We start from the raw sequence: 14,418 nt of genomic DNA, 5'->3' as shown, positions 1-14,418 counted from the left end.
GCTTTCGTTCCCCGGACCCCCGCTCGTGAAGATCGGGGTTGCGGGCCGGTTAAAGCTATTGACGAGACGTGATTTCGGCCTAGAGCAAGCCTGCCGTTTTCTTCTGTCAGGCCAGCATTCCATGACACTTGCTTCCGTCACGCCCCAGGACATCCGCGCAACGCTGCTGCTGCGCCGGGAGATCGCGCTGCTCGACGTCAGGCATGAGGCGGAATTCGCCACCGGCCATCCGCTGTTTGCCGCCAACATGGCGGCCGGCCGGATCGCGCTCGAAGCCGAGCTGCGATTGCCGCGCAAGGACGTGCCGATCGTTCTTTATGACAATGGCGAGGGGCTGGTCGCTGCCGCCGTGGAGCAGTTGATGGCGCTGGGCTACGGCAATGTCGCCGCGCTCGCCGGCGGCTTAGGAGGCTGGAAGGCGGCCGGTTACGAGGTGTTCGAGGATGTCAATTCCTACGCCAAGGCGTTCGGCGAGTTGGTCGAGTCGCGCAGGCACACGCCGTCGCTGAGTGCTGACGAGGTCGCCGCGTTGATTTCGGACAAGGCCAACATCGCGATCCTCGATGTCCGTCGCTTCGACGAATATGCCACCATGAACATCCCGGGCTCGGTCAGCGTGCCCGGCGCCGAGCTGGTGCTACGGGCCGGCGGCGCGGCGCCGGATCCCGACACCACCATCATCGTCAACTGCGCCGGCCGCACCCGCTCGATCATCGGCACGCAGTCGCTGATCAATGCCGGACTGCCCAACAAGGTGCGGGCGCTGCGCAACGGCACGATCGGCTGGACGCTGGCGAAGCACGATCTCGAGCACGGCGCCGGCAAGCGCGGCGGCATCGGTCCGTTCGAGGGCGCAGGCGACAATGCGCGCGACGTCGCCTATCGCGCCGGCGTCCGTCACATCGGGATCGATGAACTCGCTGCGCTGGACGAGGACGCACACCGTACGCTGTATCGCTTCGATGTGCGCGATGCCGAGGAATACACGACCGGTCACCTTGCCGGCTTCCGCCACTATGCCGGCGGCCAGCTGGTGCAGGAAATCGACATGGCCGCGCCCGTGCGCGGCGCGCGCATCGTGCTGAGCGACGACAAAAACATCCGCGCCGACATGACGGCGTCCTGGCTCGCGCAGATGGGCTGGGAGGTCTATGTGCTCGACGGCGGCTATGACGGCCGGCTCGAAGTCGGCCCGCCGCGCATCGTGCCGCGGCCCGATCCCGCGCACTGCTACCGGCGACCCTATGAGGGCACCGGCGTCGCGGAGCAGGCGATGCAGGCCTATCTCGATTGGGAGTACGGCCTCGTCGAGCAGCTGCGCCGCGACGGCACGCACGGGTTCTATGTGATCTAGCGGATGACGTGGTGACGGCGGGGCGACCGCATCGGTGCCGAGACGCAGGGGCGCACTGCCAAAATATCGAAAACAACCCCATGCAAAGGAGCCGGTGGCTGCCGGCGGACACGGCAACCGGCGGACACGGCAACTTGACTCGTCGGGCAAATCAGTGGTACTTTTCCATTATTCAGAAATCGTGCCGGCATGGTCGTCCCTGCGAAGCAGGGACCCATAACCACAAATGCCAATTGCTGGGCGATGCTGGAACGACGAATTCCTTCAACAAGGTCCGCCGCGGAGTATGGGTCCCTGCTCCCGTGCGCAAATGCGCACTAGGCAGGGACGACGTGTTGGAGGGGCCGCGGGCTCTCATCTCTCCGGTGCCATACCCCGCACAGGCATCCAGTACGGCGCGGCCTTTAAGCACGAACGCCGTGAGGAGTCGGATCGCATCTATCGATGCGACCCGACCTAACAGGAGCTTCGCTCGTCTCGACCCCGCAAGCCGGGGAGATACACCGAGTTTGCTGCGAAGCATAACCCAGCCCGCCGCTACTTCGGCAACGCCACCGGCGTCAGCTTGAACGGGCCGGGGTCCTTGCCCTTGTTGTCGCCGATCACGTAGGACAGCTTGCCCTCGGCGACCCAGCCGACATCGCCGACCTGCGTCACCGAGACCGGCTCGGCGAGGCCATCCTTGATGGTGTCGATGGTAGCCTCGCTGCCCTTCACCGTGACCTTGTCGAGCTTGCCGTTGCCCTCGATCAGCAGGAAGCTGCCGCCATGGGCACGCAACGCGTCGGCGTGGTCGAGCCGCCGCGACGGCTTCAACTCGGTCACCGCGCCCGCCTTGCCGTCCTTCATCTCGATCTTGAACAGTTTTGCCGGAATGAATGTCGTGACATAAAGATTGCCGTCGGCGCCGATCGCGATGCCGTCGAGCCCGACGCCGTCCTTGGCGGGCGCGAGCTGCGGATCGGTCGCGAACGTCGCCAGCGCCGTGCTGCCGGGTTTCAGGCTATAAACGAACGGCGCAAAGGAATCGCTCACATAGGCGGTGCCGTCGGCCCCGACCACGATGTCGTTGCAGAACGATTTCGGATCGCTCAGGGCAAAGCTGCCCTTCGGCGCGCCGCTCTTGAGATCGAAGGTCTTCAGCCAGGCGCCCTTGGTGTCGCTCGGCCCCGCCACGCCCATAGCGCTGATGTCGTTGGAGCAAACATAGAGCGTGCCGCTCTTCTCGTCGGCGAGCACGCCCAGCGTCGAGCGGCTGTCGGCGGCGCCCGGCTTGACCAGCTGCTCGGCCTTGCCGCCCGAGATCTTCGTCACGCCGCCATGGTTGAAGCTGCCGACGTAGAGCGTCCCGTCGGAAGTCGAGGTCACGCTCTCCGGAAAACTCTTGTCGGGAACGCCGACCGCAGCTGTTTCGGCGCGCACTGCGCCGGCCGCACCGAGCGCAAGGATGATGGCCGCTAGCGATGCGCGGCGGATCTTGAGCAGTTCTCCCGTTGCGCGCGGACGTCCCGCGGCGCCATTGTTTTTTATCATGATCGCGTTTCCTCGATGAACCTGGTTGGACCAGGCAGGATTTTCTTGGCGATCGTCTCCGGTCGATGGTTGTTGTCTGCAGGGTTCCCGACCGGATTGTTCACCCGCCTGCCTTGTCGTCGCGATATATACGATAGTATATAGCGCGAGGGAAGCAGGGGAGAGGAAGCTGCGACGGCTGGAGAGCGCGTCATGGAACGGGAATTGGCGTCGCACCACCAATGCGTGTGTCGCGGTGGCATCATCGATGGGATCGTCGACGACGATGCGATCGGCCTCGATGCACGGGTCGGCCTGTTTACGGACGGGTGTGCGTTCGTCTGCGACGAATGCACCGCGAGCCTGATCGCGGCCGCAGCACGGCGCAGGCAGGAACCGGTTCGGCGCAAGTCGTAAGGCGGGAAGGTTTCCGCGTCATTGCGAGGAGCGTAAGCGACGACGGTGGGAACTCAATCCGGGCTGAACGCGTCGTAGACCAGCTTGCGGAACGCGGGCGTAATGCGCTGGCGCTCGTTCTGGGTCTGCTCGAGCATGATGTAGATCATGTCGAGCTTCGGATCGACGCCGAAATAGGTGCCGCTGCCGCTGTCCCATTTCAACTCGCCGATCGAGCCGGGCGGTGGTGGCTTGGCAATGCCGGGATCGGTGCGCACGGCGATGCCGTAGCCATAGCCGAAGCCGTCGCCGGGAAAGTACCAATAGTCGCGGCCGACACCGGAGCCCGGCCCGATATGGTCCGTCGTCATGGTCTTGAAGGCTGCGGGGTTGAGATAGCGCTTGCCGTCCAGCTCGCCGCCGTTGAGCAGCATCTGCGCGAAGCGCGCATAATCGAGGATGGTCGATACCAGGCCGCCGCCGCCGGATTCCCATTCCGGATGCGCGCGCCGGTCGTTCTCGCCCTCGATCAGGATGGTGTCCGAGGGCAGCGGCTCGGCGAGCCTTGTCCGTTCGGTCTCCGCATCGAGCACGTATCTGGTGTCGTTCATCTTCAGGGGATCGAACAGGCGCTCCTTCTCGAACTGATAGAGCGTCTTGCCCGAGACGATCTCGATCACCCGGCCGAGCACGTCGGTGGAATGGCCGTAGCGCCACAGCGTGCCGGGCTGTCGCGACAGCGGCAGCTTGGCCAGCCGTGCCACGAATTCCTCGTTGTCGAACTTGCCGTCGAACAGATGTCCTGCGCGGTAGATCTTCTGGATCCAGTCGGCACCGATATATTCGTAGGTGATGCCCGAAGTGTGCCGCATGACATCTTCAATGGTCACCGGCCGGATCGGCGGCACCAGCTCAACCTTGGCCGGATCGTTTCCACCGTCCGGTTCGATGGCGACCTTCACGTCGGCGAAGGCCGGGATGTATTTCGACAGCGGATCCTGCGGCGACAACTTGCCCTCGTCGACCAGCATCATCGCGGCGGTGTTGGTGATCGGCTTGGTCATCGAATGCAGCGCGAACATCGTGTCGGGCCGCATCGGCGACTTGGTCGTGACGTCGCGATAGCCGAAGGTCTTCAGGTAGACCGGCTTGCCGTGCTGCTGGATCAGGATGACTGCGCCCGGAATTTTTCCTGTCGCAACCTCGTTGTCAAAGAATGCGGTGATGCGTGCGAGTTTTTCCGGCGCCGGGGCAGGGGCATCGGAGGCGCGCGCCGCGCCTGATATGACAACTGCAAGACAACCGATCGCGGTCACTGCTCCGCGAAGCGACAGCACAGCACGGTGGACTGCCCGATCATACCCGCACGACATTGAAAAGCCTGCCCCTGCCTGATGCCCTGAGCGCAGAGTTTTAGCGGCGCGCGCTCCCGCGCACCATAATCATTTTGGGGCGAGTTTATTCCCGGCGATCGCCGGAATTATACGATTTGGGTAGCGCCGACGGGCGTGCGCACCGCATTCGACAACACCTGCAGTGCCTGGCTCAGTTCGGCGCGGTTGCGTGCCGCACCCAGCGACACGCGCAGGCCGCGCGGCGCGGCATCGCCTGCCGCAAAGGCGTCTTCGCCGACCACGGCGAGACCGTTGCGCATCAGATGCGACAGCAGGTCGGTGCCGTCGAAATGTTTCGGCAGCGGCATCCAGAGATGGTGGCTCGCCGGCCGCGCCGCATAGCTGACGCCTTTGAGGAAGCGGGCCGCGAGCTGTTGGCGCGCCGCGGCCTCGTTGCGGATGGCGCGGATGATGTCGGCGGCGACGCCGGAACGCAGCCATTGCGTGACCAGCGCGACCATCAGCGATGGCGGCATCTGCATGGTGGCCTGCATGCCGGCGCGCATGCGCTGCTCGGCGGCGGCATCGGGCGCCAGGAGATAGGCGACGCGCAGGGCCGGCGCGATGCATTTTGCGATGCTCGCGGCGTAGTAGGTGCGCTCCGGAATGAGCGTAGCGATCGGCGCCATTTGCGGTTCGAGCGGCCCGTAGACGTCGTCTTCGATCAGGACGCAGCCGCGCTTGCTGATGATATCGGCGACCGCCTTGCGTCTGATCGCGCTCATCGTCGCCGTGGTCGGGTTTTGCTGCGTCGGCACTAGATAGACCGCCTTCGGCTTGTGCTTGCGGCAGGCCTCGTCGAGCGCCTCGGGCCGCGCGCCCTCGGCGTCCATCGCAACCCCGACCAGGCGGACGTCGAGCCGCGCCGCCGCGGCCTTGATGCCGGGAAAGGTCAACGCCTCCGTCACCACGACATCGCCCGGCGATGTCAGCGCCAACAGCGTGTTGAAGATGATCGCCTGCGAACCCGGATAGATCACGATGCGGTCGGCCGAGGCCTGCGGCACGCGCGGCGCGAGCCATGCGGCGCCGGCCTCGCGCTCCGCAGTGGTGCCGCCCGGACGCGTGTAGCCGAGATAGGCGGAGAACCCGGCTTCGGAGCGGATGGTCGCAAGTCCCTGCGCGATGCGCAGGTCGAGATTGGCCTCGACCGGCTGCGGCGGCAGGTTCATCGACAGGTCGATGTTGACGGGCGCGGGCAGGTCGGACGCGGCGCGCGCGGTGGTCTCCGAGACGAACGTACCCTGGCCGACACGGGCGTCGAGCAGTCCGCGCCGCCGCGCCTCGCCATAGGCGCGAGTCACCGTGGTCAGATCGATATCGAGCGCTGACGCCAGCGCGCGATGGGTCGGCAGCCGCTGGCCGCGCACCAGCCGGCCGCTCGCGATGTCGGCGGCCAGCGCATCGACGATGCGCAGAAACATCGGGCCGTGCCATTCCGAAACTGTAGGGATCCAATCCATGCAATTCGACGCTTTATCTTTGATTGTAGGTGCTCGAATGCATATTGTATGGATCATCCAGATCAGGTCAAGGACGACGGCGAAAGGAAAACGACGATGACCGAGACGGTTTCCCTGCCAAAGGCGATGTGGCGCGGCTTCACCATGAAGTGCCCGAACTGCGGGCGTGGCCATCTGTTCGGCCGTTTCCTCAAGGTCGCCGATCACTGTGAAGTCTGCAGCGAGGACTTCACCCCGCAGCGCGCGGACGATTTCCCGGCCTATCTCGTGATCGTCGTGGTCGGCCACGTCGTGGTGCCGGCGCTGCTGTGGCTCGAGATGAACTACGCGCCGCCGGCCTGGCTGCAACTGGCGATCTGGCTTCCATTCACGCTGTTCAGCGCGCTCGCGCTGCTGCAGCCGACCAAGGGCGCGATCGTGGGCTTGCAGTGGCAGCTCGGGATGGAGGGATTTGCGGCGACGCGGCGTGCGGTGGCGCCCGCCCGGGCGCAAAGCAGCGTCGGACGGACTCGCGAAGCCTGACGCGATCTCAGAATCGTAGCCCGGATGAGCGAAGCGATATCCGGGAACAGTGGCCCCGCATATCGCTCCGCTCATGCGGGCTACAGTGATGATGTAACCAATCAGAATTGTAGCCCGGATGAGCGAAGCGACATCCGGGAACAGTGGCCCCGCATATCGCTCCGCTCATGCGGGCTACAGTGATGATGTAACCAATCAGAATTGTAGCCCGGATGAGCGAAGCGACATCCGAGAACAGCAGCCCCGCATATCGCTCCGCTCATGCGGGCTACAGTGATGTAACCAGTCAGAATTGTAGCCCGGATGAGCGAAGCGACATCCGGGAAAAGTTGCCCCGCATATCGCTGTGCTCATGCGGGCTACAGTGATGCAACCAGTCAGAATTGTAGCCCAGATGAGCGAAGCGATATCCGGGAACAGCAGCCCCGCATATCGCTGCGCTCATGCGGGCTACAGTGATGCAACCAGTCAGAATTGTAGCCCGGATGGAGCCAACGGGTCGCGCGAACGCGCGCCCGATGACAGGCTCCGCGTAATCCGGGGTTCGTGCCGCAGGTAAAAGCGTCCCGGATTTCGCTGCGCTGCATCCGGGCTACTAAGATCAAATCGGATGATGATGCGGCCGGAACATCCGGCCCTTCTCCGTCACCAAGACGACGGCGAGCGCGGCCAGCGTGCAGAGGAAGAAGCCGGTCGCGAACGGCGCCAGCGTGCCGTCGTAATCCTGGCCGATCGTGGTGCCGACGCCGATCCCGAGCAGCGTCGTGATCGTGCCGTACAGCGAGGAGGCGGTGCCGGCGATCTTGCCCTGCGGCTCCATCGCGAGCGCGGTGAAATTCGCCATCATCAGCCCGAACGCGAACATCATCAGGCCCGACAGCACCATGAACAGCGGCAGCGACAGCGTGTCGGTCTTCACCGCTAGCAGCAGGGCGCCTGCGACGACGGCAAAGCCGGTCAGCGCGGCGTGCGAGATCACGCGCATTCCGATGCGGCCGACGATGCGCGAATTGAGGAAGCCGGCGATCGCGACGCCGACCGCGCAGGCCGCGAACGCCACGGGGAAGTAATGCCCGAGCTTGAAGATCTCGGTGAAGATCTGCTGCGAGGAGAACACGAAGGCAAACAGCGAGCCCTGCACGCCGCCGGCGGCGAGCGCGTAGCCGAGCGTCTGGCGATTGGTGACGGTCTGGCGAAACGCGGATAGCACTTCCGGGATCGCCAGCGACTTGCGCAATTCCAGCGGCAGCGTCTCCGGCATCCGCATCGCGCTCCAGGCCAGCGCGATCACGCCGTAGATCATCAGCAGCACGAAGATGCCGCGCCAGTGCGTCAGCAGCATCACCGCCTGGCCGAATGACGGCGCGATCACGGGGACTGCGATGAACACCATCATCGCCAGCGACATCACGCTCGCCATCCGGCGTCCAGCGTAGCAGTCGCGCACGATCGAGGTCGCGATCACGCGGGTTGCCGCGGTGCCGAGCCCTTGCAGCGCGCGCGCCAGCAGCAGCGTCTCAAACGAGGGCGCCATGATCGCGAGCAGGCCGGCGATGGTGTAGACGGTCATGCCGCCGAGCAGCACCGGGCGGCGGCCGAAGCGGTCCGATAGCGGGCCCATCACGAACTGGCCGACGCCGAAGCCGACCAGGAAGATCGACAGCACCATCTGCGGGCGGTTGGCGTCGCCGATCTGGAACGCGGAGCGGATGTTCGGCAGCGCCGGCAGCATCATGTCCATCGCCAGCGGGTTCAGCGCCATGATCGAGGCGATAACGACGACGAATTCCGGAAAGCCCATCGGGCGGTGGCCTGAGGAAACCCAGGCATCGGCATTGATGTCAGACACTTAGCAACCTCTTGGGAATCCTCGCATCGTAGCGATCTTGCTGCGATGCACAATCGGCGTTTCGGGATAGCTGCCCGCCGATCGCGGTCGAGGTAGCGGGGTCGGGGAACCGGGGCCAAAAGCACAATTCGCCGAATATCGTTGCGGCTGCAACTATTTTGCTCGTGTGGTGCGGAAACCTCTGCTAATCCCGGGCCCAGCATCCGTGCGGGGCAGGCGCATCGCCGCCGACCACGCCCGCGCGGCCAAGAACAGGTTCAAGAACGGGTTTTGGGGAGGCGACATGTCCATCGAACTGTCCGCGCGCTCGCGCGGCGCTGAACTGTCGGATGAGGAGCGCAAGGTCCTCACCGCAACGCTCGTCGGCACCACCATCGAGTGGTACGACTTCTTCGTCTACGCCCAGGCGGCGGGCCTGGTGTTCGGCGTGCTGTTCTTCGCGCCGATGAACGCGAACAATCCGCTGCTGGCGCAGATCGTCTCGTTCGCGACGCTCGGCCTCTCATTCCTGTTCCGCCCGTTAGGCGCCATCGTCTGCGGCCATCTCGGCGACCGCTTCGGGCGCAAGAACATGCTGGTCGTCACGCTGCTATTGATGGGGGCGGCGACCGCGCTGGTCGGCCTGCTGCCGACCTACGCGCAGATCGGTGCCTGGGCGCCGGCACTCCTCATTCTGCTGCGCATCCTGCAAGGCTTCTCGGCCGGCGGCGAGTGGGGCGGCGCGGCGCTGATGGCGGTGGAATCGGCGCCCGTCGACAAGCGCAGCTTCTTCGGCTCGTTCCCGCAGATCGGCACGCCGCTCGGCATGATCCTGGCGACAGGCGTGCTGTGGGTGCTCACCGCGACGCTTGGCAAGCAGGCGATGATCGAATGGGGTTGGCGGATTCCGTTCCTGCTGTCGATCGTGCTGATCGTCGTCGGCATCGTGATCCGCCGCACGGTCGAAGAGTCTCCGGTGTTCCAGGCGATGCAGCGGCGGCACAAGGAATCCTCTGCACCGCTGCGCGACCTGATGCGCAATCACAGCAAGGAGATCCTGCGCACCGCGTTGATCTTCATGGCCAACAATGCAGCCGGCTACATCCTGATCGCGTTCATCATCAGCTACGGCGCCAACACGCTGAAGATGCCGTCGGAGCAGCTGCTGCTGATCGGCACGCTCGCGGCGGTGAGCTGGTTCATCTTCACGCTGCTCGGCGGTATCCTCGGCGACAAAATAGGCCGCGTGCGCTGCTTCCAGATCGGCTACACCCTGATGGTGCTGTGGGCGGTGCCGATGTGGTTCCTGATCGACAGCAAGAACCTCTTGCTGTTCTTCGTCAGCGCGGTCGGGCTCACCATCGCGCTCGGCCTGTCCTATGGCCCGCAGGCGGCGCTCTATGCCGAGCTGTTTCCGGCCAAGGTGCGCTATTCCGGCGTCTCGATCGGCTATGCGCTCGGCGCCATCTTCGGCGGCGCCTTCGCGCCGATGATCGCGCAATGGATCATCGGCACCTACGGCCAGTCCTGGCGCGTCGGCGTCTACATCGCGGTGCTGTCGCTGATCTCGCTCATCACGGTGTCGACGATTAGGGATCCGCAAGGCGTCGATCTGAACGTGCACGACGCGGGGGCGTGAGCCGCGACCTTGTGTCATTGCGAGGAGCTCGCGACAAAACTGCGAAGCAATTTTGCGCTGAAGCGACGAAGCAATCCATCGATCCGCGTATGCGGTGAAATGGATTGCTTCGCGGAGCCTGTCATCCGGCGGCGCTTCGCGCCGACCGGGTGGCTCGCAATGACGGAGATCAAACCCCCAGCATCGCCTTTAGCTTCAGCACCGCGCTGTCGGGTGTCGTCAGCACCTCGCGGCCGGTGACTTCGGCGACGCGCTCAGCCGCCGGCGCCATACTGTACTGCGCGAGTGCGATCAGGTCGCAGTCGCGCAGCTCCTTGGACGCCTCGACCACAATGCGGTCATGCTCGGCGCGGTCGCCGCGGTCGAGCGCTGCCAGCGCGCCATCGGCAAGTTTTGGCACCAGCGTGACCTGTGACGGAAATTCCGGCGGCATCGACACCAGCGTCGGCGGGAAGGTCGAGAGCAGGCCGATCCGCTTGCCCTTCGCCACCGCCTGCTCGATCATCGCCTCGTTCGGCTTCAGCACCGGCATCGGCGCGTGCTCGCGCGCCACCGCCTCGATGCACGGCCCGAACGCCGAGCAGGTGAACAGGATGCCATTGGCGCCGGTGCTTGCCGCATAGCGGCCCATGGTCAGAAATCGCTCGGTCATGCGCTCGGTGAGCTTGCCGTCGCGCGCGAGGTCCGCCGACAGGCTATCGTCGAGCAGATTCATCAACCGCGCCTCCGGCCAATGCCGTGCGAACGATGCTTCGATCGGCACGATCGAGTGTTTCAGGGCGTGAATGAGCGTGATGCGCATCGATGTTTCTTGCTCTCCCTCTCCCCGCTGTTTCGCGGGGAGAGGGTTGGGGTGAGGGGCTCTATCGTCGTAACAGGTGAGAGGAGGGTATGCGGAGGCGCCCCCTCACCCGGATTGCTTCGCAATCCGACCTCTCCCCGCAGGCGGGGCGAGGTAACTTCGGTCACTTGAACGGAATTGCGTACATCAACCCGCCCTTGCTCCAGGTGGCGTTGAGGCCGCGCTCGAGCTTCAAGGGGCTGGCCTTGCCGACATTGCGCTCGAAGATTTCGCCGTAGTTGCCGCCGGCCTTGATCGCGGCGAGCAGCCATTTGTTGTCGAGGCCGAGGCGCGAGCCGAGATCGCCAGACGCGCCGAGCAGGCGCTGGATCGCCGGGACCTGCGACTTCGCCATCTCGTCGGCATTGGCCTGGGTGACGCCGAGCTCTTCGGCCTCGATCAGGCCGTAATGCAGCCAGGTGATGATGTCGCTCCAGACCTCATCGCCGTTGCGGGTGAACGGGCCGAGCGGCTCCTTGCTGATGGTCTGCGGCAGCACGACGTAGTCATCGGCCTTCGGGGCTGCGGTCGCGACCGCGCCGGCGAGCGCGGAAGCATCCTGGGTCATGGCATCGCAGCGGCCGCCGAAGAAGGTCTGGTACATGGTGTCGACGCGGTCGAACACCAGCGGCTTCCAGTCGATGCCGTTGGCGCGGCCATAGTCGCCGAGCGTCACTTCATGCGTGGTGCCCTGGGCGACGCACACGGTGGCGCCCTTGAGGTCCTTCAGCTCCTTCACGCCGAGGTCCTTCTTCACGACAAAGCCCTGGCCGTCGTAGAAATTGACCGGTCCCTGCCGCAGCCCAAGCGTGGTGCCGCGCAGAAAGGTCTGCGTCGAGTTGCGGTAGAGCACGTCGATCTCGCCTGACTGCAGCGCGGTGAAGCGGTTCTGCGCGGTCAGCGCGACGTAGCGCACCTTGGCGGGATCGCCGAGCACGCCGGCGGCAAGCGCACGGCAATAGTCGACGTCGAGCCCCTTGAAGTTGCCTTGCGAATCCGGCGCCGAGAATCCGGCAAAGCCGGTCGAGACGCCGCACACCAACGTGCCGCGCTGCTTGACGGTGTCGAGCGTCGCGGCGCTTGCGCCCGCGATGCCCGCGGCGAGAACGGTTAGAGTGATGATACCCCTCAGCATGCTTTCCTCCTCCTCCTAACGTTTGAGCATGATCCCTGCGCGAACGCTTCGCGTTTGTCGCGGGAAAACCGGTGCCCGTTTTTCCGGATCATGCTCCGTGACCGATATCCTTCAGCGCGCTGTCCACCGCGGCGCCTAGTCGTTCGACGATCATGTCGATGTCGCCGGACGTTGCGATATAGGGCGGGGCGAGCAGCACATGATCGCCGCGCTGGCCGTCGGCGGTGCCTCCCGACGGATAGCAGCCGAGCCCGCCGGCGAAGGCGGCGGACTTGATCCGCTGATGCAGCTTCAGCTTGGGATCGAACGGCTGCCGCGTGGCACGGTCGGCGACCAGCTCGATACCCCAGAACAGGCCGCGGCCCCTGATGTCGCCGACATGGCGATGATTGCCGAACCGTTCGGTGAGCCGCTGCTCGAACTGGCGGCCGCGCTCCTTGACCTGGTCGAGCAGCTTCTCCTCAGCGATCACCTTCTGCACTTCGAGCGCGGCGGCGCAGGCGAGCGGATGCGCCAGATAGGTGTGGCCGTGCTGGAACGCGCCGGAGCCGTCGCGCACCGTGTCGACGATCGTGCCGCTGGCAAGCATCGCGCCGATCGGCTGATAGCCGCCGCCGAGCCCCTTGGCGATCGCCTGGATGTCGGGCGAGATGCCTTCCTGCTCCCAGGCGTGCAGCGTGCCGGTGCGGCCCATGCCGCACATCACCTCGTCGAGGATCAACAGCGCGCCGTGGCGGTTGCAGATCTCGCGCACCGCCTTGAAGTAACCCTCCGGCGCTGGCACGCAGCCGGCGGTGGCGCCGACCACGGGCTCGGCGATGAACGCCGCGACCGTATCGGGGCCGAGCCGCTGGAATTCGGCTTCGAGCTCGGCGGCAAGGCGCGCCACGAACGCCGCCTCCGATTCGTCGTCGCGCTTCTCGTGATAGGCGAAGGCCGGCGTGACATGGCTGAACGAGGGCGACAGCAGCGGCGCGTAGGGCTCGCGGCGCCAGGCATTGCCGCCGGCCGACAGCGCGCCGAGCGTATTGCCGTGATAGCTCTGGCGGCGCGCGATGAAGCGCGCACGCTTCCGCTCGCCGCGCTCGATGAAATATTGCCGCGCCAGCTTGATCGAGGCCTCGATCGCCTCCGACCCGCCGCTGACGAAATAGACATAGCCGAGGCCGCCGGGCTCGTGGCCGACCAGCCGCTCGGCGAGCTCTTCCGCGGGCTCGGAGGAGAAGAAGCCGGTATGGGCATAGGCGATCTTCGAAGCCTGCTTGGCGATCGCGGCCAGGATGCGCGGATGCTGATGGCCGAGGCAGGACACCGCGGCGCCGCCGGAGGAATCCAGAATCCGGTGGCCATCCTCCGCGATCAGCCAGACGCCGTCGCCGCCGACCGCTTTCGGCGGGGTCTCGCGCAGGCTGCGATGCATCACGCGGCTCTTGTTGGCTGCCATGACAGTCATCCTTTCTCGACGAAATATTGCGACATCTCGGCAAGCCGGCCCTCGGTCTCCTCCAGCTTGCGTTTTGCGCTCGCGCCGCCCAGCGTGAAAGCGACGGCCGCCAGCGACTGGGCGACTGCGATCGCGCCGGTCAGGCTCGGGAAGAAGCCGGGGGAGGAGGCGGCCTCGAACAGCAGCAGATGATCGGCGCCTTCGGCCATCGGAGCTGTGATGGTGTCGGCGATCGCGATCAGCGCAGCACGCGCCTGATGCGCCGCGCGCGCCGTCTCGACGCTGACCAGGGTGTAGGGCGCAAAGCCGATCACGACCACGGCGTCGCCTGAGCGGAAGGCGCCGTGGTCGAGATCGAACGGGCCGGAGCCGCCGACCAATTGCACGGCATCGGGGCGGAACAGGCGAAGCTGATAGGTCAGCAGTTCCGCGACGCTGCGGCAGCTGCGAAACCCCGATATCCAGATCCTGTCAGCGGAGTGCAGCGCACGCGCGGCTTCCGCGATCGCGCTCGCTGAAATCCGCGCAAGGCCCGCGGCCTCGGCCTCCAATTTGTCGTGCACCAGTTTGACATCGGCATTCGGCCCGGCGCGGCGGCTCCTGGCGCGGCCGGAGAACGGCGAGCCCTGCGCCGGCCGGCGCGCCTCGGTGAGTGCGGCGCGCAATTCGTCCCAGCCGGAATAGCCGAGCGCCTTGGCAAGACGGGTGAATGAGGCAGGATCAGCGCCGGCGACGGAAGCGAGCTCGCGCATCGAGCGGGTGGTGGCGTCGTAATCATTGGCGGCGACGAACCGGCCGACCTCCTGCAAGCGCATCGGCAGCGACGGCAGTGCGCTGCACAATTCGTTCAGGGGCGATGGTTTCGGCTGGGCCTGGGCCATGAAACATAT

General features: G+C 65.4%; 12 protein-coding genes. 4 read left to right on the top strand and 8 right to left on the bottom strand.

All coding sequences use genetic code 11. The annotated features are described in order from the left end of the window. Nucleotides 1–121 precede the first annotated feature (121 nt). Complete coding sequence (locus tag ACZBJS_RS09050; RefSeq protein ID WP_316396017.1) at nt 122–1,354, top strand: rhodanese-like domain-containing protein; 1,233 nt, start codon at nt 122–124, stop codon at nt 1,352–1,354. 537 nt (nt 1,355–1,891) lie between these two features. On the opposite strand, the gene ACZBJS_RS09045 is transcribed toward ACZBJS_RS09050, so the two are convergent. After that, complete coding sequence (locus ACZBJS_RS09045) at nt 1,892–2,887, bottom strand: NHL repeat-containing protein (RefSeq protein WP_253640470.1); 996 nt, start codon at nt 2,885–2,887, stop codon at nt 1,892–1,894. Nucleotides 2,888–3,079: 192 nt separating this feature from the next. Between ACZBJS_RS09045 and ACZBJS_RS09040 the strand changes: the two genes are divergently transcribed. Beyond that, nucleotides 3,080–3,283, top strand: a complete 204-nt coding sequence (locus ACZBJS_RS09040; RefSeq protein ID WP_168859118.1) for a hypothetical protein — start codon at nt 3,080–3,082, stop codon at nt 3,281–3,283. Between the two features lie 53 nt (nt 3,284–3,336). Here the strand turns inward: ACZBJS_RS09040 and ACZBJS_RS09035 are convergent, their stop codons facing one another. Together ACZBJS_RS09035 and ACZBJS_RS09030 are read right to left on the bottom strand one after the other, a co-directional pair. After that, nucleotides 3,337–4,635, bottom strand: a complete 1,299-nt coding sequence (locus ACZBJS_RS09035) for a serine hydrolase domain-containing protein (protein ID WP_410469730.1) — start codon at nt 4,633–4,635, stop codon at nt 3,337–3,339. A 107-nt stretch (nt 4,636–4,742) separates the two neighbouring features. Then, on the bottom strand, nt 4,743–6,080 hold the full coding sequence (locus ACZBJS_RS09030) for an aminotransferase-like domain-containing protein (protein ID WP_316396015.1): 1,338 nt from the start codon (nt 6,078–6,080) through the stop codon (nt 4,743–4,745). 135 nt (nt 6,081–6,215) lie between these two features. Here ACZBJS_RS09030 and ACZBJS_RS09025 point away from each other — a divergent pair, with 135 nt between their 5' ends. Next, on the top strand, nt 6,216–6,641 hold the full coding sequence (locus tag ACZBJS_RS09025) for a DUF983 domain-containing protein (RefSeq protein WP_057018899.1): 426 nt from the start codon (nt 6,216–6,218) through the stop codon (nt 6,639–6,641). A gap of 601 nt (nt 6,642–7,242) precedes the next feature. Here ACZBJS_RS09025 and ACZBJS_RS09020 read toward each other — a convergent pair. After that, entirely contained in the window at nt 7,243–8,442 is a 1,200-nt protein-coding gene (locus tag ACZBJS_RS09020) for a multidrug effflux MFS transporter (RefSeq protein ID WP_410469731.1), read from the bottom strand. Nucleotides 8,443–8,773: 331 nt separating this feature from the next. On the opposite strand from ACZBJS_RS09020, the gene ACZBJS_RS09015 reads away from it, so the two are divergent. Continuing rightward, entirely contained in the window at nt 8,774–10,108 is a 1,335-nt protein-coding gene (locus ACZBJS_RS09015) for an MFS transporter (protein WP_463438650.1), read from the top strand. A 169-nt stretch (nt 10,109–10,277) separates the two neighbouring features. Here ACZBJS_RS09015 and ACZBJS_RS09010 read toward each other — a convergent pair whose 3' ends face one another. From ACZBJS_RS09010 to ACZBJS_RS08995, 4 genes are all read right to left on the bottom strand, one after another. Continuing rightward, on the bottom strand, nt 10,278–10,910 hold the full coding sequence (locus ACZBJS_RS09010) for an aspartate/glutamate racemase family protein (protein WP_316396011.1): 633 nt from the start codon (nt 10,908–10,910) through the stop codon (nt 10,278–10,280). Nucleotides 10,911–11,073: 163 nt separating this feature from the next. Then, entirely contained in the window at nt 11,074–12,084 is a 1,011-nt protein-coding gene (locus ACZBJS_RS09005) for an amino acid ABC transporter substrate-binding protein (RefSeq protein ID WP_057018836.1), read from the bottom strand. 88 nt (nt 12,085–12,172) lie between these two features. Next, nucleotides 12,173–13,528: an aspartate aminotransferase family protein gene (locus ACZBJS_RS09000; RefSeq protein ID WP_463438649.1), complete on the bottom strand. Its 1,356-nt coding sequence runs from the start codon at nt 13,526–13,528 to the stop codon at nt 12,173–12,175. Between the two features lie 5 nt (nt 13,529–13,533). Continuing rightward, nucleotides 13,534–14,409, bottom strand: coding sequence for a MurR/RpiR family transcriptional regulator (locus tag ACZBJS_RS08995; protein WP_057018834.1), 876 nt, complete (start codon nt 14,407–14,409; stop codon nt 13,534–13,536). Between the last annotated feature and the right edge of the window lie 9 nt (nt 14,410–14,418).

The sequence above is a fragment of the Bradyrhizobium sp. KZN70725 genome (assembly GCF_055264925.1).
The sequence above is the reverse complement of the archived record's forward strand: the minus strand, read 5'-3'. Positions and strand labels throughout refer to the sequence as shown.

What these genes read in the sequence shown, in the direction of transcription:
- ACZBJS_RS09050 (WP_316396017.1), top strand. Translation starts at nt 122, where the DNA reads ATGACACTTGCTTCCGTCACGCCCCAGGACATCCGCGCAACGCTGCTG.
- ACZBJS_RS09045 (WP_253640470.1), bottom strand. Translation starts at nt 2,887, where the DNA reads ATGATAAAAAACAATGGCGCCGCGGGACGTCCGCGCGCAACGGGAGAA.
- ACZBJS_RS09040 (WP_168859118.1), top strand. Translation starts at nt 3,080, where the DNA reads ATGGAACGGGAATTGGCGTCGCACCACCAATGCGTGTGTCGCGGTGGC.
- ACZBJS_RS09035 (WP_410469730.1), bottom strand. Translation starts at nt 4,635, where the DNA reads ATGTCGTGCGGGTATGATCGGGCAGTCCACCGTGCTGTGCTGTCGCTT.
- ACZBJS_RS09030 (WP_316396015.1), bottom strand. Translation starts at nt 6,080, where the DNA reads ATGTTTCTGCGCATCGTCGATGCGCTGGCCGCCGACATCGCGAGCGGC.
- ACZBJS_RS09025 (WP_057018899.1), top strand. Translation starts at nt 6,216, where the DNA reads ATGACCGAGACGGTTTCCCTGCCAAAGGCGATGTGGCGCGGCTTCACC.
- ACZBJS_RS09020 (WP_410469731.1), bottom strand. Translation starts at nt 8,442, where the DNA reads ATGGGCTTTCCGGAATTCGTCGTCGTTATCGCCTCGATCATGGCGCTG.
- ACZBJS_RS09015 (WP_463438650.1), top strand. Translation starts at nt 8,774, where the DNA reads ATGTCCATCGAACTGTCCGCGCGCTCGCGCGGCGCTGAACTGTCGGAT.
- ACZBJS_RS09010 (WP_316396011.1), bottom strand. Translation starts at nt 10,910, where the DNA reads ATGCGCATCACGCTCATTCACGCCCTGAAACACTCGATCGTGCCGATC.
- ACZBJS_RS09005 (WP_057018836.1), bottom strand. Translation starts at nt 12,084, where the DNA reads ATGCTGAGGGGTATCATCACTCTAACCGTTCTCGCCGCGGGCATCGCG.
- ACZBJS_RS09000 (WP_463438649.1), bottom strand. Translation starts at nt 13,528, where the DNA reads ATGGCAGCCAACAAGAGCCGCGTGATGCATCGCAGCCTGCGCGAGACC.
- ACZBJS_RS08995 (WP_057018834.1), bottom strand. Translation starts at nt 14,409, where the DNA reads ATGGCCCAGGCCCAGCCGAAACCATCGCCCCTGAACGAATTGTGCAGC.